Source organism: Streptosporangium sp. CA-135522, from assembly GCF_050949235.1.
In the GTDB taxonomy this organism is placed as follows: Bacteria; Actinomycetota; Actinomycetes; order Streptosporangiales; family Streptosporangiaceae; genus Streptosporangium.
Window position 1 is genome coordinate 7,628,081 of the sequence record NZ_CP192026.1, and the last position, 15,821, is coordinate 7,643,901.

The following is a 15,821-nucleotide window of genomic DNA, read 5'->3' on the forward strand; positions in this document are numbered from 1 at the left end:
ATCCGAGGAGAGGAAGACGATGACCATCGTGGTGCTGGACCGGGTTTCCGGTCCGCTTCCGCCGTACTCCGAATGGCTGCGTGACGGCGCGCGGGACGTGGTGCTGTTCACCGCGCGCCCCGCGGCGGAGATCACCGCGCACGACGTCGGCGCCTATGCCGAGGTGCGGTGTTTCAGCGACTACGCACGCTCGGCCGACGTGGACCGGGCCGTGTTCGACCTGGCGGCGCGCACCGCGCTGTCGGCCGTGGTCGCCGTCTCCCCCGCCGACGCGATCAGGGCCGGCGCGCTGCGCGAGCATCTGGGTCTCGCCGGGCAACGGCGGGAGGCCGCCATCACGTTCTCGGACCTGGTCGCCATGCGCGGGCGCCTCGAACGCGCGGGGATCGCCACCGTCCCGTGCGCGGCGGTGGAGCGGGTGGCCGACGTCTACGCGCACGCCGGCCGGTGGGGATACCCGGTGCACGTGCGGCGGCGCAGGAACGGATGGGCGCCGGTGTCGGTGCTGCGCGACGAGGCCGCCGCGCGGGAGTTCACCCGCGGCGGGCTCTCCCCCGACCTGCAGTGGGTGCCCGGCCTGGTGATGGAGCCCTGGCCGGCCGGCGCCGTCCGTCGCGTCGCGGGGGTCACCGCGGAGGGGACCTGGCGGCTGTACGGCGTCGCGGAGGAGGACGGCCCGCCGTACCCGAAGACGCCGTACATGGAGGCGCCGTATCCGCGGACGCCGTATCCGCGGGAGGGGACCGAGGATTGGGAGGAGGACGTGCTCGCCGCGGCCGGCGCGGTGCTCGCGGCGCTGCCGGCCGCCGACGCCCACCCCTACCTCGTCGAGCTCAGGCGCGGCGACGACGGCCGATGGCTGGCCGACACGGTCGGGTGCGACGTCACCGGCCCCGCGGCCGGAGCGCTCGCCCGGACGCTGGGCGCCGACGTCCACCGCGACGCGGTGCGCGCGCAGGCGGCCCTGCCCCCAACCCCGCACACAGCCCTGCCCACGATCCTGCCCACAGCCCTGCCCGCGGCGGTCCCCGCCACGACCGGGGAGGCGGTCCGATGAGCGTCCTCGTCCTGCACCACCGCGGCTCGCTGCGAGGCACGCCGTACGACCGCTGGCTGGCCGACTACGACGGCGACGTCCTGCTCCTCGGCTCGCGGCGGCACCTCGACCTCGTCGGCGAGGACCTGCCGGGAGCCGGGAGCGGCTACCGCCACGTGGAGGCGCTGGACGGCTACGAGGCGGGCGGGACGGTGGAGCCCAGGGCGGTGGACCTCGCCCGCGAGCACGGGGTGCGCCACATCATCGCCTGCCAGGAACAGGACCTGGAACGCGCCGCCCGGCTGCGCGAGCTGCTCGGGCTGCCGGGACAGCGGCTGCCGAGCACGATCCCGTACCGCAACAAGCTCGTGATGAAGGACATGGCGCGGGCGGCGGGCATCCCGGTCGCGCCGTACGCGGCCGTCGAGTGCGCGGCCGACGTCATCGCCTTCGCCGGGGAGCGCGGATTCCCCATCGTCGTCAAGCCCCGCGACAGCGCGGGCTCGATAGGTGTGAAGGTCATCGGGTCGCAGGAGGAGCTCGACCGGTATCTCGCCGAGGACGCCGGCCTCCACGGCCCCTTCCAGCCGAACCTGCTGGTGGAGTCGTACGTCCCGGGGGCGATGTGCCATGTCGACGGGCTGGTCGTGGACGGCCGGGTGGTCTTCGCCTGGCCGTCGCAGTACCTGTTCGCGCTGTCGACGTTCAAGGAGGACACCGGGGGCCGCCTGGATGTGACCCTCGACCCGGACGACCCGCTCTCCCGGCGCCTGCTCGAACTCGCCGACCGCGTCCTCGCGGCGCTGCCCGGCCCGCGGCACTTCGCCTTCCACGCCGAGGTGTTCCACACCCCCGACGACCGGCTGGTGCTGTGCGAGATAGCGTGCCGTAACGGCGGAGCCTCGATCCGGGACATCATGCGGGCGCTGTTCGGCGCCGACCCGACCGAGTGCTGGGTCAGGGCGCAGCTCGGGCTGCCGCTGCCGATCGACACCGCCGGGCCGCGCCTGCGGCCGTCCACCATGGCCGGGCAGCTGGTGCTGGTCAAACGCGCGGGCAGGGTCGTGGCCGTGCCGCAGGAGCGTCCCTTCCCGTGGGTGGAGAAGTACAACATCTTCGTACGGCCCGGCCAGGTGATGAACGGCCCCGCCTTCTCGGCGGACTTCCTGGCCTCCTTCGTGGTGACCGGCCCCGACCGCAGGACGTGCGAGAGCAGGATGCGCCAGGTCGAGGCGTGGTTCCTGGGCGGGCTGGTCATCGAACCGCTGACCGGCGACGGGCCGTCCGGACCCGCCCGCCGCCCGGCGGGCGGGGAGGGCACCGATGCGCGTTGACCCGGTGGTGGTGGCCGGCGGCGGCATCGGCGGCCTGGCCCTGGCGATCGCCCTGCGGCGCGCCCGGATCGGGGTGACGCTCGTCGAGCGCGCGACCCGCATCGCGGACGTCGGCTCGGGCCTGGTGCTCTACCCCAACGGCATCACCGCGCTGGACGCCATCGGCGCCCGGCTCGGCGCGGCCGTGCGCGCGGCGGGACACGTGGCCGTGCCTGGCGACGAGAGACCGTTGCTGGCCTCCGACGGCAGGGTGCTGGGCGTCGACCCGATCGGAGAGCTCGGCCGCCGCTTCGGCACCCCCCAGGTGACCGTGCTGCGCTCCGCGCTGCAGAACGCGTTGCTGGAGGAGGCCGTCGCGTCCGGCGCCGACCTCCGCACGGGCGTCGCGGTCGACGGCCACACCGATCGCGGCGACCGCGTCGACGTGGCGCTGTCCGACGGCACCACGCTGAGGGCGGACGTGCTGGTCGGCGCCGACGGAGTGCGTTCCGGTGTCCGCCGGCGGCTGCTCGGCGACCTCCCGCCCGTCTACCGGGGCTACACCTCGCTGCGGGGCAGGACGGCGGCGCCCGCCGCCTATCCCCTCGGCCTGATCGCGAGCGGACCGGGGGTCGACCTGTTCGCCGGGCCGACCGGCCACGGCCAGCTTTACTGGACCGCGAAGATCACCGCCCCGGCCGGCGTCTGGCCCGCCATGGACCCGGCGGCCGCGATGTCCGCCCTGCTCGACAGGCTCACCGGGTGGGACGACTCCATCGCGGGGATCATCTGCGGCACCGACCTCGACGACGGGATCGTGGTGACCGACATCGTCGACCGCGATCCGGTCCCCGAATGGTCGTTCGGCAGGGTGACCCTGCTCGGCGACGCCGCGCACCCGATGACACCGGCGGCCGGGCAGGGCGCGGGCATGGCGCTGGAGGACGCGGTGGTCCTCGCCGCCGGTCTGCGGTCGCGCGCGGACGTGCCGGCCGCGCTGAAGGCCTACTCGGCGCAGCGCGCGCCCCGGACGGCCGAGGTGGTGTTGCGGTCACGGCGGACGGGCGGTGTGGACAAGGAGTCGGGCACCGGCCAGGCCGCCACCGACGCCCCGGTCGCCTCCGGCGCCGGCGGGCGCGAGAACCGGGACTTCAGCACCCAGGACGAGCGGTTCAGGACGCTCTTCGGCTGGCGGCCGCCCGGCCGGGCCGGGAAGATCGTGGCGTGAGCGGAGCCGGGCGGCGCCGGACACGCCGCCCGGGCCCGGCAGCCGGACCCGGCGCGCGGGCTCCCACGGCCGGGAGAGGGTCATCGGGCCTGCTCCGCGGCGTTCGGGCCGGAGCTCGCCGGACGTTCAGACCCGCGCCCGAGCCAGCTCGGCCAGCTCGTCGCCCTCGGGCCGGTGGGCCCGCCCTTTCGCGTGCACCCTGTCGACGATGTGCTCCCGGCCGTGGTTGCCCCGGGTGAGCAGGTCGGCCAGCGCGCCACCACCGGCGCGGCCGGAGTTGCGCAGCGCGTACGCGGCTTCGGTCAGGTCCCGCACCACCGCGTCCAGCACGGCGGCGACCGGGCCGGCGTTCTGCTGGAGGATGTCGCACCAGAGTTCCGGAGCGCCCGTCGCGATCCGGGTCACGTCCTGCAGCCCCTTGCCCACCAGCGAGAGCATGGTCTCGTCGGCGGCCGCGAACCTGGCGGCGAGCGCCGCCGACACCAGGTGCGGCGCGTGCGAGACCGCCGCGACGACCCGGTCGTGGGCGTCGGGGGCGATCACCTTGGCCTCTCCCCCGCACATCTCGACCAGCTCGGCCACCATGTGCACCGCGCCCGGCGGCGTCACCGGGTGCGGGCACAGGGCCCACGGCCGGCCGGTGAACAGATTCGCGTGCGCCGCGCCCGGGCCCGACAGCTCGCGACCGGCCATCGGATGCCCGGGGATGTAGGTGGTGAAGTCGCAGCCCGCGACCTCGGCTTCGGCGAAGATACGGGCCTTGGTGCTGGCGACGTCGGTGTAAACGGCGCCCAGTCCGCAGTCCTGGGCGTCGCGCAGGACACCGACGACGGTGGAGGGCGGGGTGGCGATCACCACCACGTCGGCCGGCGGATCGTCGGGGTGCAGCGCGATGCCCGCCCCCATCAGCTCCGCTTCCGCCACCACCCGGGTGTCCAGGTCGTACAGGCCGACGTGGACACCGGCGCGCCGCAGGGCGAGCGCGATCGACGTTCCGATGACACCGGTGCCGAGAACCGAGACTCGGCGAATCGCGGACGGATTCATCAGCCCTCCCGAAATGCCCTGGTCGAGCTTCATCCGGCCAGCAGCTCGCGCTGCGCGGGCAGCCTGCGGTCCATGAACCGGGCCAGGCGTTCGATCGCGTGGGCGAGCTCCTGCAGGTCCTCGGCGACCAGTGCCTGCGGGCCGTCGCACAGGGCGATCTCGGGCTGTGGGTGCACGTCGATGATCACGCCGTCGGCGCCCGCCACGATGGCCGCGCGGCTGAGCGGCAGGACGAGGTCGCGGCGGCCGCCGGAGTGGGACGGGTCGACGATGACCGGTAGGTGGGACAGTCGCTGGGCGACGGGGACGGCGGAGATGTCGAGGGTGTTGCGGGTGGCGGTTTCGAAGGTGCGGATGCCGCGCTCGCACAGCACGATGTCGAGGTTGCCGCGCTGGGCGATGTATTCGGCGGCCATCAGCCATTCTTCGATGGTGGCGTTCATTCCGCGCTTGAGCATGACCGGTTTGCCGGCGGCGCCGACGGCTTGCAGCAGTGCGAAGTTCTGGGCGTTGCGGGTGCCGACCTGGAGCATGTCGGCGTAGGAGGCGACGAGGTCGACGTCGTGGGCGTCGACCACTTCGGTGACGACCGGCAGGCCGGTCTGCTCGCGGACGTCGGCCAGGATGCGCAGGCCGGCTTCGCCCAGGCCTTGGAAGGCGTAGGGGGAGGTGCGGGGTTTGTAGGCGCCGCCGCGTAGCAGGGTGGCGCCGGCGGCCTTGGCCATCTCGGCCGCTTGGAGGGTCTGCTGCGGGGTCTCCACCGCGCAGGGGCCGGCGATCAGGGTCACCGTGCCGGGACCGATCGGCACGCCGCCGACCTGCACGACCGAACGGTCCGGATGATGTTCGCGGCTGACCAGCTTGTATTTCACCGAAATTCGCGTGACGTTGCCGACCCCTCGCATTCCACGCAGATTCAACGTGTCGAACCGGTCGATGTCACCCACCAGACCGATGATCACCCGGCTGACCCCGCGACTGACGAACGCCTCTCCGCCCGTCGATTCCACCAATGAGACGATCGCCTGAATGTCCGACGGCGTGGCGTCCGCGGCCATCACGATTACCATATTCTCGGTGCCCTTTCTTCGCCTTCACGCCATTACCGGCCATCGCGTTTCATCACGGCGAATGACCTTCACCGGCCGCGCCGACGCCGGCGAGGATGGCTTCGTGATCGTCACGTCGTTCCGGCTCCCGGCCGGGGCGCCCCGATCGCCGTCGTCTCGGCCATCCGGGCGGCCCGGCCGGTACGGCCGGCAGCCGGGAAGCGGTGCCGCAGGTCCGTGATTACCGCGCGGAGGCCTCGAACTGGCCGGGGGCGCGTCCCGCCCCGGCGGGTCCGCGGTAGGCCTGCGCGATGTCCAGCCAGTGGTCGGCCTCGCTGCCGGAGGCGACGACCGCGAGATCGTCACGGTGCCGGCGCCTGGTCACCAGCAGGCAGAAGTCGGCTGCGGGTCCGCTGACCTTCTCGGCCGAGTCCTCCGGTCCAAACGCCCACACCTCTCCCGAGGGACCGGTGAGCTCGAAGCGGAACTCGGTCTCCGGCGGGGTGAGACCCCGCGACAGGTAACCGAAATCCCTGGTCAGCACTGCGAAAATGACCAGGTGCCTGATCCGGTCGGTGAACTCCCGGCGCACCCCGAGCGCGTCGGCGATGTCCTGGCCGTGCGCGAACTGCTCCATGATCCCGGCACACGCGAGGATGATGGGCGGCAGGGGGTTGACCAGCCAGGGCACCGTCTCGCCGGGCGGCACGGCGGCGAGCGCCTCGACCGTGTGCGCGCGCTCGGCGCGCCAGCGGGACAGCAGCACCTCCGGCGAGTCGCCGGCGTAGTCGGCGAGCGCGGCGTTCACCGCGCCGTCGAAGTTCTCCTCGGCTCCCGCGATCAGGGCCTTGAAGGCCTCGGCGTCGGAGGCCGCCGTCCCGGCGAGACGGAAGATGAAGGCCAGGTGGGCGATCTGGTGGGCGACCGTCCATCCGGGCGCGGGAGTGGGCAGCGCCCACTGCGACGCGTCGAGGTCGGCCACCATGCGATCGATTTCGTCGCCTTCCGCGGCCAGGTCTTTGAGAACCTCATCCAGCTCTGTCACGTGTCTGTCCTCTCACCTGGAAATCGGATTGTGCGGGGTGTCGGAACCACTCTTTTCTGGCACACCGGTCCGGTCGGCGAATCGAGCGGCGGAACACGCGATAAACATATATATCGCTCACGGCGGCATTATCGAAAATGAATCATATTTATGTCGCTGAACTAAGCATGCATCGACGGAAATAGCGATGTCTTCTCCGTGTGTGCTTTTCGCCATGGCGGGCTCGCCGTATGGGATCTGCCGCGCACGGGCGGTGGGCTCGCCGTACGGGATCTGCCGCGCACGGGCGATGGGCCCGCCGCAACCGGCGGGTACGGCGCACCACCCCTGGAAAGCGGGCGGGAGGTATCGCGGACGCGCACGGACCGGCCGGCCCATCGGCTCACAGGCATGCCACGAGCCCGCGCGGGCCGGCCGAATCGCGTTTCGGCCGGCCCGCGCGGGAAGACGCCGGAAGAAGCCACCGGGCGCCACCGGGAAAAGACGGGAGAGGCCAGGCCGGGGTCAGACCTCGTGGAGACCGGGTCAGACCTCGCGGAGAGTGGGTCGGACCTCGCGATGGAGAGCGGGGTCAGACCTCGTGGAGACCGGGTCAGACCTCGCGATGGAGAGCGGGGTCAGACCTCGTGGAGAGCGGGGCCGGCCGGCCGGGCGGCCGGAATCCAGCCGCCCACCCGGCGGGCGGCGGCGAAGCTCGCCCATGAGGCGAGCTCGATGAGCGCCCGGTCGTCGGGGTTCTCACGCCGGAACTCGTCGATGAGCGGCTGGTCGATCTGGTAGGAGGCCATCGCCGTCAGCAACGCCAGGCGACCGGCCGGGCGCTGGGCGGGCGGCAGGCCGCCGACCGCTTCGGAGACCCAGGCGCGGCTGAGGCCCACCGGCTCACCGTTCCAGCCGGCCAGCTCGGCGGCGACCACGTCACGAACGGGCTCCGGCACCGAACGCCGGCCGCCCCTGTCGATGGCGGCGGCGGCCCGGGCGAAGGCCTCGGCGATGTTCGCCGTGCCGTCCGCCCAGGACAGGTCCGCGGGCAGCGGCGCGGCCGGCAGCAGGCCGAGGGAGGCGCCGGGCGCGTGCGCCCTACGGGCCGCCGGCCTCATGAACAACCCGAGCAGCCGCATGAGGACGGGACGGATCCCGGCGGGCACCTGCGGAGGCACCGGGGACTCGTCGAGGAAGACGTTGACCATGCGGTTGAAGTACTGGAAGGTCACCGCCACGCCGATCAGCTCCGGCGCCTGTTCGGCCGGCAGGGGCAGCTCGTGCCGCGCGGCCGTCTCCCTCGTGCCGCTCGCCCGCGCCCACGCGGCGATCCGGCGCACGCCGGGGTCGGCGATCTCCTCGATGCGGTCGCCGGAGATCTCGGCGGCGTAGCGCCCCTGCACGAGGCTGTGCAGCGTCGCACTGTGCACGTCCACGCAGTACGGGCAGGCGTTGCCGAGCGAGACCGCCGCGGCGATCGCCTCCCTGATCGCCCTGTTGACCATCCCCTGCGCGAGGAGTGACTCCCGCAGCATCAGCCAGCAGGCCGCCAGCGGCTCCGGGGCGGGCGAGTGCAGGATCACCGGCGGCGCCAGCATGCCGAAGTCCCGCTCGACCTGGTCGTAGACTTTTTCGACGAGGCCCAGCGCGGCGCCCGGCCCGACCGGAGAGACATGGCGGATCTGGGAAAGCGCGCTCCGCCGTGCCACCGGGGTGAGGATCCTGCCCATCGCCCGCTCCCTCGCTATCGGTGCAGCAGAGTGGGCACCAACGGGGCCACTCCGCTTCGTCCGCTGATGGCACCGTCCGGCGCCGGCGCGCCGTACGTCACGTTCACGCCGCGCTGCTGGGCGGCCTGCACGATGCCGGGGATGGCGCGCTCGGCGAGCGCGGCGATGGTCATCGCCGGGTTGACCGTCAACGCTCCCGGTACGGCGGAGCCGTCGGTGACGAAGATGCCGGGATGACCCCGCAGCTCGTGACGGTCGTCGAGCGCCGACGTCCCCGGGTCGTCGCCGATACGGCAGGAGGCCAGCGGGTGCACGGTGTAGGCGCCGACCACGTCGTTGGTCCACGCCGCCACCTTGGCCAGCCCGTCGCGCTCCACGATGTCCTTCACCTCGGCGTCCGCCTGGGCCCAGCCGCGCAGTGTGTTCGGGGTCGGGTCGTAGCGGAGCCGGCCGACGCCGAGCATCTGCTGCGAGATCCGGTCGGCGTTGCCGGTGGCCGGGGGCGGCCCGAAGACCCCTTCGTTGTCGTCCTCCGTCATCTGGAAGATGATCAGCCAGGAGCGCCAGCGCTTGAGAAGCTCCTTCTTCTCCACGCCGAACCAGCTCGGGCCGACCGCGCCGGGCACCTGCGCGAGGATGGTGCCCAGACCGGGCGGGAAGTAGAGCTGCTCCAGTGAGAAGCGGGAGTATTCCGGCAGCGAGCCGTCGAGACGGTCCCAGCTCGCCACGGTCGGCCCCTTGCCGATCTGGTTGGCCTCGTAGGCCAGGCCGTCGCCTCGGGTCAGGCCGAGGACATCGCGCACCCGGTCCTCGTCGAAGACGACGGTGTTGAGCCGCTCGCCGTTGCCCGAGAAGTATCTGCCCACGGCGTGCGGCATCGTGCCGAGCGTCGCCTCGCTGCGCTGCAGGATGACGGGGGTGGCGCCGGCACCGGCCGCGAGAATGATGATCTTGGCGTCGATCGTGCCGCTGCCGGCCTGGACCCGGTAGTCCTCGTCGTCGACGACGTTGTAGTGCACCCGGTAGTCGCCGTCGTCGGTCTTGGAGATCTGCTGCACCTCGTGCAGCGGCCGGATCTCGGCGCCGTGCGCGAGTGCCGCCGGCAGGTAGTTGAACAGCAGCGAACGCTTGGCGTCGAAGCGGCAGCCGGCCATCATCCAGTTGCAGTTGGTGCACTTGCTGTTGTCGATGGCCGCCGGCAGCGTGTTGGCCGTACGGCCCGCGTGGTTGCACGTCGCCGCCCACAGCCCTCCGGCGTAGGTGGCGTCGTTCCAGTCCTGCTTGGTGACCGGGATCGCCTCCTCCACCCGGTCGTACCACGGCTCCAGGGTGTCGCGGCTGACGGCCGACGGCCACATCCGCCTGCCGATGCTGCCGTGGCGTTCGAAGACGAAGCGCGGCGCGCGGGGCATCGCGGCGAAGTAGACGACGCTGCCGCCGCCCACGCAGTTGCCGCCGAGCAGGCTCATGCCGTCGCCCACGACGAAGTCGAAGGCTCGCGTGTAGGACGATCCGAGTTTGTAGTCGTGCTCGAAGTCGTTTCCGCTCAGCCAGGGTCCGCGTTCGAGCACCACGACCCGCGCGCCGCCGGCGGCGAGGTGGTAGGCCGCGATCGCGCCGCCGAAGCCGCTGCCGACCACGAGGACGTCGGTGCGTTCGGTGCTCGTCATGCGGGGCTCCCTGAAGGGGTCGTGTCCGGGTGCGGGTCGGCCAGCCGGCGGCCGTAGGAGTACTCGGGAAAGCGCCACAGACCGTCGGGGTCGGGCAGGGTGATGCCCATCGCGGTCAGGCCGGGATGTCCCGCCGCGAGCGCGTCGGCGGTGTGCATGTGGGCCGCGGAGTCGAAGGCCATGTTGCTGAACAGGGCGAGGCTGACCCAGAACGGCTTCTCCGGATGGCCGGGCGAGGTCAGCCGCTGCACCAGGGCGGTGCGGTGCTGGAAGGCCAGCGCGACGAAGGGCGGAACCGACTCGTCGAGAACCAGCCTGTACCCGGTCGCGTACTCCCGCGCGTGGTCGTTCAACAGGCGGGCGAAGTCGTCCAGTCCACTGCTCAGCCCGGTCGCGTCCCACTCCAGCAACTCGATGGCGCCGGCCGCCACCGCACCGCCGCCGGTGCTGGCGCCCGCGATGGCCCTGTCGTCGGGCGACCGCTTCTCGCCGGGGACGATCGTGTCCGCGAACGCCTCAAGTGTCATCGTCCTGGCTTGTCGTTCGTCGGGAGTTCGCGGCTGCATGGGTGTTCCCTCGTGCATTTGGGTCAGCTCCTGTCCACTTCATCGTCCAAGCATCGTTACGCCGGGTGCATCTTCCGAGTTGCCCTTCGCCTCGGCCTGTAGCGTCGAACGAAGGGTGGCCAGGGCGCGGACGGTCTGGCTGCGTACCGTGGAACACATGCTGTCCATCGCCCGCGCGGTCTCCTCGACGCTGCAGTCCTCCCAGTAACGCAGGACGACAACGGCCCGCTGCCGGGGCGCGAGGTTGGAAAGGGCTCTCATCAGCAGGAGCCGATCACCGAGGAGCGTGTACGGATCGGGCGTCGGGTCGGGTTCGGGTGGCAGTTCGTGGAGGACCTCGCGCGACCACCGGTGGGACCTGCGGTCACTGATGATCAATCGGATCATGATCGTTCGTGCGTAGCCCGCGATCTTGTCGCGGTGCTCAAGGCTGTCCCAGCGCCCGTGGATCGCGATGAGAGTCCGCTGGACCAGGTCGTCGGCCTCGTACCAGTCGGACGAGAGCAGGAAGGCCGTTCGCCGCAGCGCCGGCCTGGCCTCTTTGACGTAGCGCGAGAACTCGTCCTCGCGAGCCTCCGCCATCTGCCCACACTCCATCACGGTGAACCCCATCCGCCTATGGCGTGAATTCGGGGAAAAACGGTGCTCGATGACGACGCATCGAGGGCACTGGCCCAACGTCACAAGAATTGGCCGTGGCACCCGCGAGGACAACCCCTACCCACCCCCTACCTGCCCTTATGTGGTTTCGAGGGGTCCAGGAAAACCGTTCACGCCAATTACCGGAGAAGAGGACCAAAGATGGACGCGACAGTTGGGCCAATTAAATGATCACAATTTCGATGACCATTTAAAGTAAAAAGTCAAGGGCGATCTGACTTATTTCACATTCATTTTGTTTCGTGATCGTAGATCATTTTTACGACCCATCGACCGCCCCTCTCCGAAGATCGCGCCAGACGGCATCGCCTCAGGCCAGAGCCATTGAGCACGCACATTGTGTAACCATTCAGCTACCTCCCGTCCGTCATAAAAAATTTCCGAAGTCATGCAGCGTCCGGCGCCTCTCGCGGCGTGTAGTAGGCAGGCAAGCCCGATGGTCGTCACCGGTGGCGGTCAAGCCGGTTCGAACGATCATCGAGAACCGCGGGGCGAGGAAGGCGAGAGCCGGATCGCCCGGCGTCCTGTGACGCCATGCGATCAACGACCTATCGAGCAGACGAAGGAGCGGCTGCCGTACGGGCGTCCCGGCGGAACCCCCAGCACCACGCCGCGACGCCGAACTCGAACGGAGCAGCCGTCAACGGTGGCCAGAGCCATTCGGTGAACGTTCGCCCAGGCGAACGGGAACACGCACCGGCTCTGCCATCCGCGAGGCACATACAGGCCGTGAGCACTGTGGTCACGTTTTCCTACGCCACGTCAATTCGGATGAAACCTCCAATGCACGGGAGGAGCAATGGAGAACGAAATAGAGCAAGCCGTCCTGCGGGTCGTCAGGAGTATGCACGAAAACCTCAGCGAACAGATCACCATCGATGACATGGCCCGTACGGCGATGTTCAGCAAGTTCCACTTCTCCCGTGTCTTCCAGCGGGTCACCGGATTGTCGCCCGGCCGGTTCCTGTCGGCGGTGCGACTGCAGGAGGCCAAGCGGCTCCTGGCCTCGACCACGCTGACCGTCACGGACATCAGCCACCGGGTCGGCTACTCCAGCGTCGGCACCTTCAGCTCACGGTTCACCAGCAGCGTGGGAGTCTCCCCGAGCAGGTACCGCCAGTTGGAGAGCGTCACACCGCAGATCTTCGTCGAAGGCCGTCCGGTGACCTCGGGGACCCGTTCGGTGACGGTTCGCGGCGCCATCTCGTCTCCGCTGAAGGATCGGCCCGTCTTCGCCGGGCTGTTCCCCGACCGAATCCTTGAGGGCCGGCCCGTCAGCTACACGGTTCTGCCCGAACCAGGACCATACGTACTGGAAGACGTCCCTCCCGGCGAATGGCATCTGATCGCGCAGTCGGTCGCCGCCGGTCACGAGGACGCCGTCAATCATGCGCCCGGCGGTGACGAGGCACTGTGCATCGGACGCCACGGGCCGATCACGGTACGGCTCGACACGGAGACGAAGCTCGCCGACGTCCAGCTCAGGCCGATGCGCCCGCTCGACCCTCCGGTCCTGCTCGCCCTGCGCGACCTGCTGTTCGCGGGCACCGCCCGGCGCACGGGCTGACCCATCGCGGTCACCGCCGTCACGTACGGCGAGCGGCCGCGACCGAGGTCGGGCCGCGCCGCTCCCTTCCGCCGAACCGGCCGCTTGGAGTCGGCCCCTCGAAGCGGGCCGTTTGGAGTCGGCCCCTCGAAGCCGGCCGCTCGGAGCCGACCGTTTGGAGTCGGCCGTTTGGAGTCGGCCCTTCGGAGCCGATCGCTTCGGAACCCGGCGCATGAACTCTCGACCGCCCCCAGGACCCGGTTCCGGGTCCATCGGCATGTCCGCACCTCATCGGCGGGCAGCCGCCCTCGGCGCCCTTACCGTCTTCATCCGCCGGCCACCGCACACGGCCACCGGACACTCGCACCGCACACGGACATCGCACGCGCACCGCACACGCGCACCGGTCCGGCACGGCGAACCGGCCGGGCGCGGAAGTCGCGCCCGGCCGGTCGGCTGTGCGGTGGTGGGCGTCGCCGGCGGGAGACCGCCGGCGACCTCAGTCCCCAGAGTCCCCGGCGTGACCGGAGGAGGCCCGGGGGCGTGGGACGCGGGCGCCGTGCGCCGCGTGCACGGTCATCGGCAGCCCGCCGCGCACCCGCAGGGACAACATGGGTTCGGCGACGACCTTGTGACCGGGCACCCTGACCAGCCGGAGGTCGCGGGCGACCATGGCGATCACGAACGTCGCCTCCATCATGCCGAGGTGATTGCCGACGCAGAACCGGGGACCCGCGCCGAACGGGATGTAGGCGTACCGGGGCCGGTTCGCCGGACGGTCCGGGTCGAACCGGTCCGGGTCGAAACGATCCGGGGCGTCCCAGAAGGCCGGGTGCCGGTGCAGCGTGTACGGGCTGATCAGCACGTCCGAACCGGCCGGCACGCGGTACCCGCCGACCTCGTCGTCGCCCTGGGCCTCCCGCGGCAGCATCCACACCGGCGGGTAGAGGCGCATGACCTCCTCCACCACCATCGCGGTGTACCTCAACCGGTGGAGGTCCTCGTAGACCGGCAGCCGGTCGCCGAGCACCTCCACCGCCTCGGCGTGCAGCCGTTCCCGGACCTCCGGGTGCCGATCGATGAGATAGAACGTCCATGACAGCGTGCTGGCCGTCGTCTCGTGCCCGGCGAGCAGCAGTGTGACCAGCTCGTCACGCATCCGCTGCCGGCCGACCCGGGGGTCGGCCTCCTGCCGGGTCGAGGCGATCAGCCGGGACACGACGTCGTCACCGCCGTCGCCGGACCGCGCCAGGCGGTCGGCGACGAGATGGTCGACGATGCGCTGCAGCTCGGCGCGGGCCCGGCGAAAGCGCAACTGCTTGGGCAGCGGCAGCCACATCGGCACCTTGCTCAGCGTCACCAGTTCGAACATCGCCTGGTCCTGGACGGCCTCGAAGGAGTGCCCGATCGAGCCGAAGGCGCCGAGGTCGGCGTCGAGCAGGGTGTGCCCGAGCACGCCGAGGCTGAGCCAGGTCATCTCCTTGACCACGTCGACCGGCTGACCGCCGGAGTGGTTCCGGAGCCGGCCCACCAGGTTCGCCGCCTCCCTGGCGATGACCCCGGCCTGCTGGGAGATCCGCTTGTTCTGGAACACCGGCTGGATCATCCTGCGCTGCTTGCGCCAGAGCTCGCCCTCGCTCGTCAGCAGCCCGTCACCGATGGCCCGGCGCGCCTGGACGAGCCCGACCCCCTTGTGATAGTTGCCGCTGTTGTCGGCCAGCACGTGCTTGGCGTGGTCGGGGTGGTTGAAGAAGTAGAGGGTCTTGGGACCGATGGACAGCCGAGCCGCGTCGCCGTACGTCGCCGCGAGCGACATCATGCCGAGGCGGTCCATCGCCAGCTTCTTGAACAGGCTCGGCCCCGCCCACCACGGCGGTCCCGGCGGCACCAGGCGGGTGCCGGAGGACGACCTCTTCGGTACGGCCGCGGCGCGCCGCCCGGTGGAAGTCATGCCGTCACCTCGCTCCAATCGGGGGTGATCTGACGGAACTTGCCGTTGAAGACCAGCAGGGCGTCCAGGTCGGCCTGCTGCTCCATGGACAGCACCTTTCCGATGAAGATCGTGTGGTCGCCCCCGTCGTAGGTGCGCCACAGCTCGCACTCGAAACGGGCGAGGGTGCCTCCGAGCAGCGGGACACCGGTGAGCTCGCCGGGCAGCCAGTCGACGTCGTCGAACTGGGCCGCGCCCAGGGTCCGCCAACGGTCGGCGAAGTGCCGGGCCGTGGCCTCTTGATGGGCGGCCAGCACGCACACCCCGAAGAAGCCCGTGGTGGTGAGACACCGGTGCATGACTGCGCTGCGGTCGACGCAGACCAGCACGAGCGGCGGGTCGAGCGAGACCGAGGTGAAAGAGTTCGCGGTCATGGCGTGCGGGATGGGACCGCCCGTCGTCACCACGGTGACACCGGTGGCGAACGTTCCGAACGCCCGCCGCAGCGCCTTCGCTTCTGCCATCTCGCGAGATGACATGGAGTTGTCGACTGTCACGCTGACCTCCTGGCTCACTGTCTGGATCCGCGCCTAGGGCGCGTACGGTTCGAGCGCCCGGGCCAGCGGCTCAGGAACCCTGGCGGGGACCGTGCGGGTGTTCGGCCCGCGCATGCACGCCACGCGTTGCCGGCCTCGGGCGACGAGCGTCTCGCGCCCGCCCGCGTCGAGCCGGACGTAGTCGAAGCTGAACTCGATCTGGGTCTGCGCGAGATCGGCCAGGCGCATCCGGATGGAGAGGTCGTCGAAGGCCGTGATCTCGGCGAAGAACTCGCAGTCGACCTTCAGGGTGAACAGCTTCAGGTCGTCCTGCAGGTCCGCGAGCACCTCCGGCGCCTGCAGCTTCAGGAACATCTCCCGGCAACGCCCCTGCCATCGCAGGTAGTTGACGTAGTACACGTTGCCGACGATGTTGGTCTCTTCGAAGCCGACCGTGTGCAGGTGTTCGAAGTACTTGCCCAT

Annotated in this window: 14 protein-coding genes; 4 read left to right on the top strand and 10 right to left on the bottom strand. The window is 70.8% G+C overall.

Annotated features, from left to right (window positions below; genetic code table 11):
* The first annotated feature begins 19 nt into the window (after window positions 1–19).
* The 3 genes from ACQPYK_RS36080 to ACQPYK_RS36090 are packed head-to-tail and all read left to right on the top strand — an operon-like array spanning window position 20 to window position 3,577.
* Complete coding sequence (locus tag ACQPYK_RS36080; RefSeq protein ID WP_433241351.1) at window positions 20–1,057, top strand: hypothetical protein; 1,038 nt, start codon at window positions 20–22, stop codon at window positions 1,055–1,057.
* Window positions 1,054–2,370: an ATP-grasp domain-containing protein gene (locus tag ACQPYK_RS36085; RefSeq protein WP_433241354.1), complete on the top strand. Its 1,317-nt coding sequence runs from the start codon at window positions 1,054–1,056 to the stop codon at window positions 2,368–2,370. The genes ACQPYK_RS36080 and ACQPYK_RS36085 overlap by 4 nt, the downstream gene beginning before the upstream one ends.
* Window positions 2,360–3,577 (top strand): FAD-dependent monooxygenase, encoded by a 1,218-nt coding sequence (locus ACQPYK_RS36090; protein ID WP_433241357.1) that lies wholly within the window; start codon window positions 2,360–2,362, stop codon window positions 3,575–3,577. The genes ACQPYK_RS36085 and ACQPYK_RS36090 overlap by 11 nt, the downstream gene beginning before the upstream one ends.
* Window positions 3,578–3,703: 126 nt before the next feature.
* On the opposite strand, the gene ACQPYK_RS36095 is transcribed toward ACQPYK_RS36090, so the two are convergent.
* From ACQPYK_RS36095 to ACQPYK_RS36125, 7 genes are all read right to left on the bottom strand, one after another.
* Entirely contained in the window at window positions 3,704–4,624 is a 921-nt protein-coding gene (locus ACQPYK_RS36095; RefSeq protein ID WP_433241360.1) for a prephenate dehydrogenase, read from the bottom strand.
* Window positions 4,625–4,653: 29 nt separating this feature from the next.
* Window positions 4,654–5,694: a 3-deoxy-7-phosphoheptulonate synthase gene (aroF, locus tag ACQPYK_RS36100; protein WP_433241364.1), complete on the bottom strand. Its 1,041-nt coding sequence runs from the start codon at window positions 5,692–5,694 to the stop codon at window positions 4,654–4,656.
* A gap of 220 nt (window positions 5,695–5,914) precedes the next feature.
* Window positions 5,915–6,718 carry a TIGR03084 family metal-binding protein gene (locus tag ACQPYK_RS36105; protein WP_433241367.1) on the bottom strand — a complete coding sequence of 268 codons (804 nt, stop codon included), beginning with the start codon at window positions 6,716–6,718 and terminating at the stop codon, window positions 5,915–5,917.
* 617 nt (window positions 6,719–7,335) lie between these two features.
* Complete coding sequence (locus ACQPYK_RS36110; protein WP_433241370.1) at window positions 7,336–8,430, bottom strand: carboxymuconolactone decarboxylase family protein; 1,095 nt, start codon at window positions 8,428–8,430, stop codon at window positions 7,336–7,338.
* 14 nt (window positions 8,431–8,444) lie between these two features.
* Complete coding sequence (locus ACQPYK_RS36115) at window positions 8,445–10,100, bottom strand: FAD-dependent oxidoreductase (RefSeq protein ID WP_433241373.1); 1,656 nt, start codon at window positions 10,098–10,100, stop codon at window positions 8,445–8,447.
* Window positions 10,097–10,666, bottom strand: coding sequence for a DUF5987 family protein (locus ACQPYK_RS36120; RefSeq protein WP_433241376.1), 570 nt, complete (start codon window positions 10,664–10,666; stop codon window positions 10,097–10,099). Before ACQPYK_RS36120 ends, ACQPYK_RS36115 begins: the two co-directional genes overlap by 4 nt.
* A gap of 39 nt (window positions 10,667–10,705) precedes the next feature.
* A complete protein-coding gene (locus ACQPYK_RS36125) occupies window positions 10,706–11,248 on the bottom strand; it encodes a SigE family RNA polymerase sigma factor (RefSeq protein ID WP_433241379.1) in 543 nt (180 codons plus the stop codon).
* Window positions 11,249–12,125: 877 nt separating this feature from the next.
* Between ACQPYK_RS36125 and ACQPYK_RS36130 the strand changes: the two genes are divergently transcribed.
* The gene (locus tag ACQPYK_RS36130) at window positions 12,126–12,893 is read left to right on the top strand and encodes a helix-turn-helix domain-containing protein (protein ID WP_433241382.1); all 768 of its coding nucleotides are present in this window, start codon (window positions 12,126–12,128) and stop codon (window positions 12,891–12,893) included.
* Between the two features lie 478 nt (window positions 12,894–13,371).
* Here the strand turns inward: ACQPYK_RS36130 and ACQPYK_RS36135 are convergent, their stop codons facing one another.
* The 3 genes from ACQPYK_RS36135 to ACQPYK_RS36145 are packed head-to-tail and all read right to left on the bottom strand — an operon-like array spanning window position 13,372 to window position 15,821.
* A complete protein-coding gene (locus tag ACQPYK_RS36135) occupies window positions 13,372–14,823 on the bottom strand; it encodes a cytochrome P450 (protein ID WP_433241385.1) in 1,452 nt (483 codons plus the stop codon).
* On the bottom strand, window positions 14,820–15,359 hold the full coding sequence (locus tag ACQPYK_RS36140) for a flavin reductase family protein (RefSeq protein WP_433241388.1): 540 nt from the start codon (window positions 15,357–15,359) through the stop codon (window positions 14,820–14,822). Before ACQPYK_RS36140 ends, ACQPYK_RS36135 begins: the two co-directional genes overlap by 4 nt.
* Before the next feature lie 33 nt (window positions 15,360–15,392).
* Window positions 15,393–15,821: an acyl-CoA thioesterase gene (locus ACQPYK_RS36145; protein WP_433241391.1), complete on the bottom strand. Its 429-nt coding sequence runs from the start codon at window positions 15,819–15,821 to the stop codon at window positions 15,393–15,395.

What these genes read in the sequence shown, in the direction of transcription:
- ACQPYK_RS36080 (WP_433241351.1), top strand. Translation starts at nt 20, where the DNA reads ATGACCATCGTGGTGCTGGACCGGGTTTCCGGTCCGCTTCCGCCGTAC.
- ACQPYK_RS36085 (WP_433241354.1), top strand. Translation starts at nt 1,054, where the DNA reads ATGAGCGTCCTCGTCCTGCACCACCGCGGCTCGCTGCGAGGCACGCCG.
- ACQPYK_RS36090 (WP_433241357.1), top strand. Translation starts at nt 2,360, where the DNA reads ATGCGCGTTGACCCGGTGGTGGTGGCCGGCGGCGGCATCGGCGGCCTG.
- ACQPYK_RS36095 (WP_433241360.1), bottom strand. Translation starts at nt 4,624, where the DNA reads ATGAATCCGTCCGCGATTCGCCGAGTCTCGGTTCTCGGCACCGGTGTC.
- aroF (WP_433241364.1), bottom strand. Translation starts at nt 5,694, where the DNA reads ATGGTAATCGTGATGGCCGCGGACGCCACGCCGTCGGACATTCAGGCG.
- ACQPYK_RS36110 (WP_433241370.1), bottom strand. Translation starts at nt 8,430, where the DNA reads ATGGGCAGGATCCTCACCCCGGTGGCACGGCGGAGCGCGCTTTCCCAG.
- ACQPYK_RS36115 (WP_433241373.1), bottom strand. Translation starts at nt 10,100, where the DNA reads ATGACGAGCACCGAACGCACCGACGTCCTCGTGGTCGGCAGCGGCTTC.
- ACQPYK_RS36120 (WP_433241376.1), bottom strand. Translation starts at nt 10,666, where the DNA reads ATGCAGCCGCGAACTCCCGACGAACGACAAGCCAGGACGATGACACTT.
- ACQPYK_RS36125 (WP_433241379.1), bottom strand. Translation starts at nt 11,248, where the DNA reads ATGGCGGAGGCTCGCGAGGACGAGTTCTCGCGCTACGTCAAAGAGGCC.
- ACQPYK_RS36130 (WP_433241382.1), top strand. Translation starts at nt 12,126, where the DNA reads ATGGAGAACGAAATAGAGCAAGCCGTCCTGCGGGTCGTCAGGAGTATG.
- ACQPYK_RS36135 (WP_433241385.1), bottom strand. Translation starts at nt 14,823, where the DNA reads ATGACTTCCACCGGGCGGCGCGCCGCGGCCGTACCGAAGAGGTCGTCC.
- ACQPYK_RS36145 (WP_433241391.1), bottom strand. Translation starts at nt 15,821, where the DNA reads ATGGGCAAGTACTTCGAACACCTGCACACGGTCGGCTTCGAAGAGACC.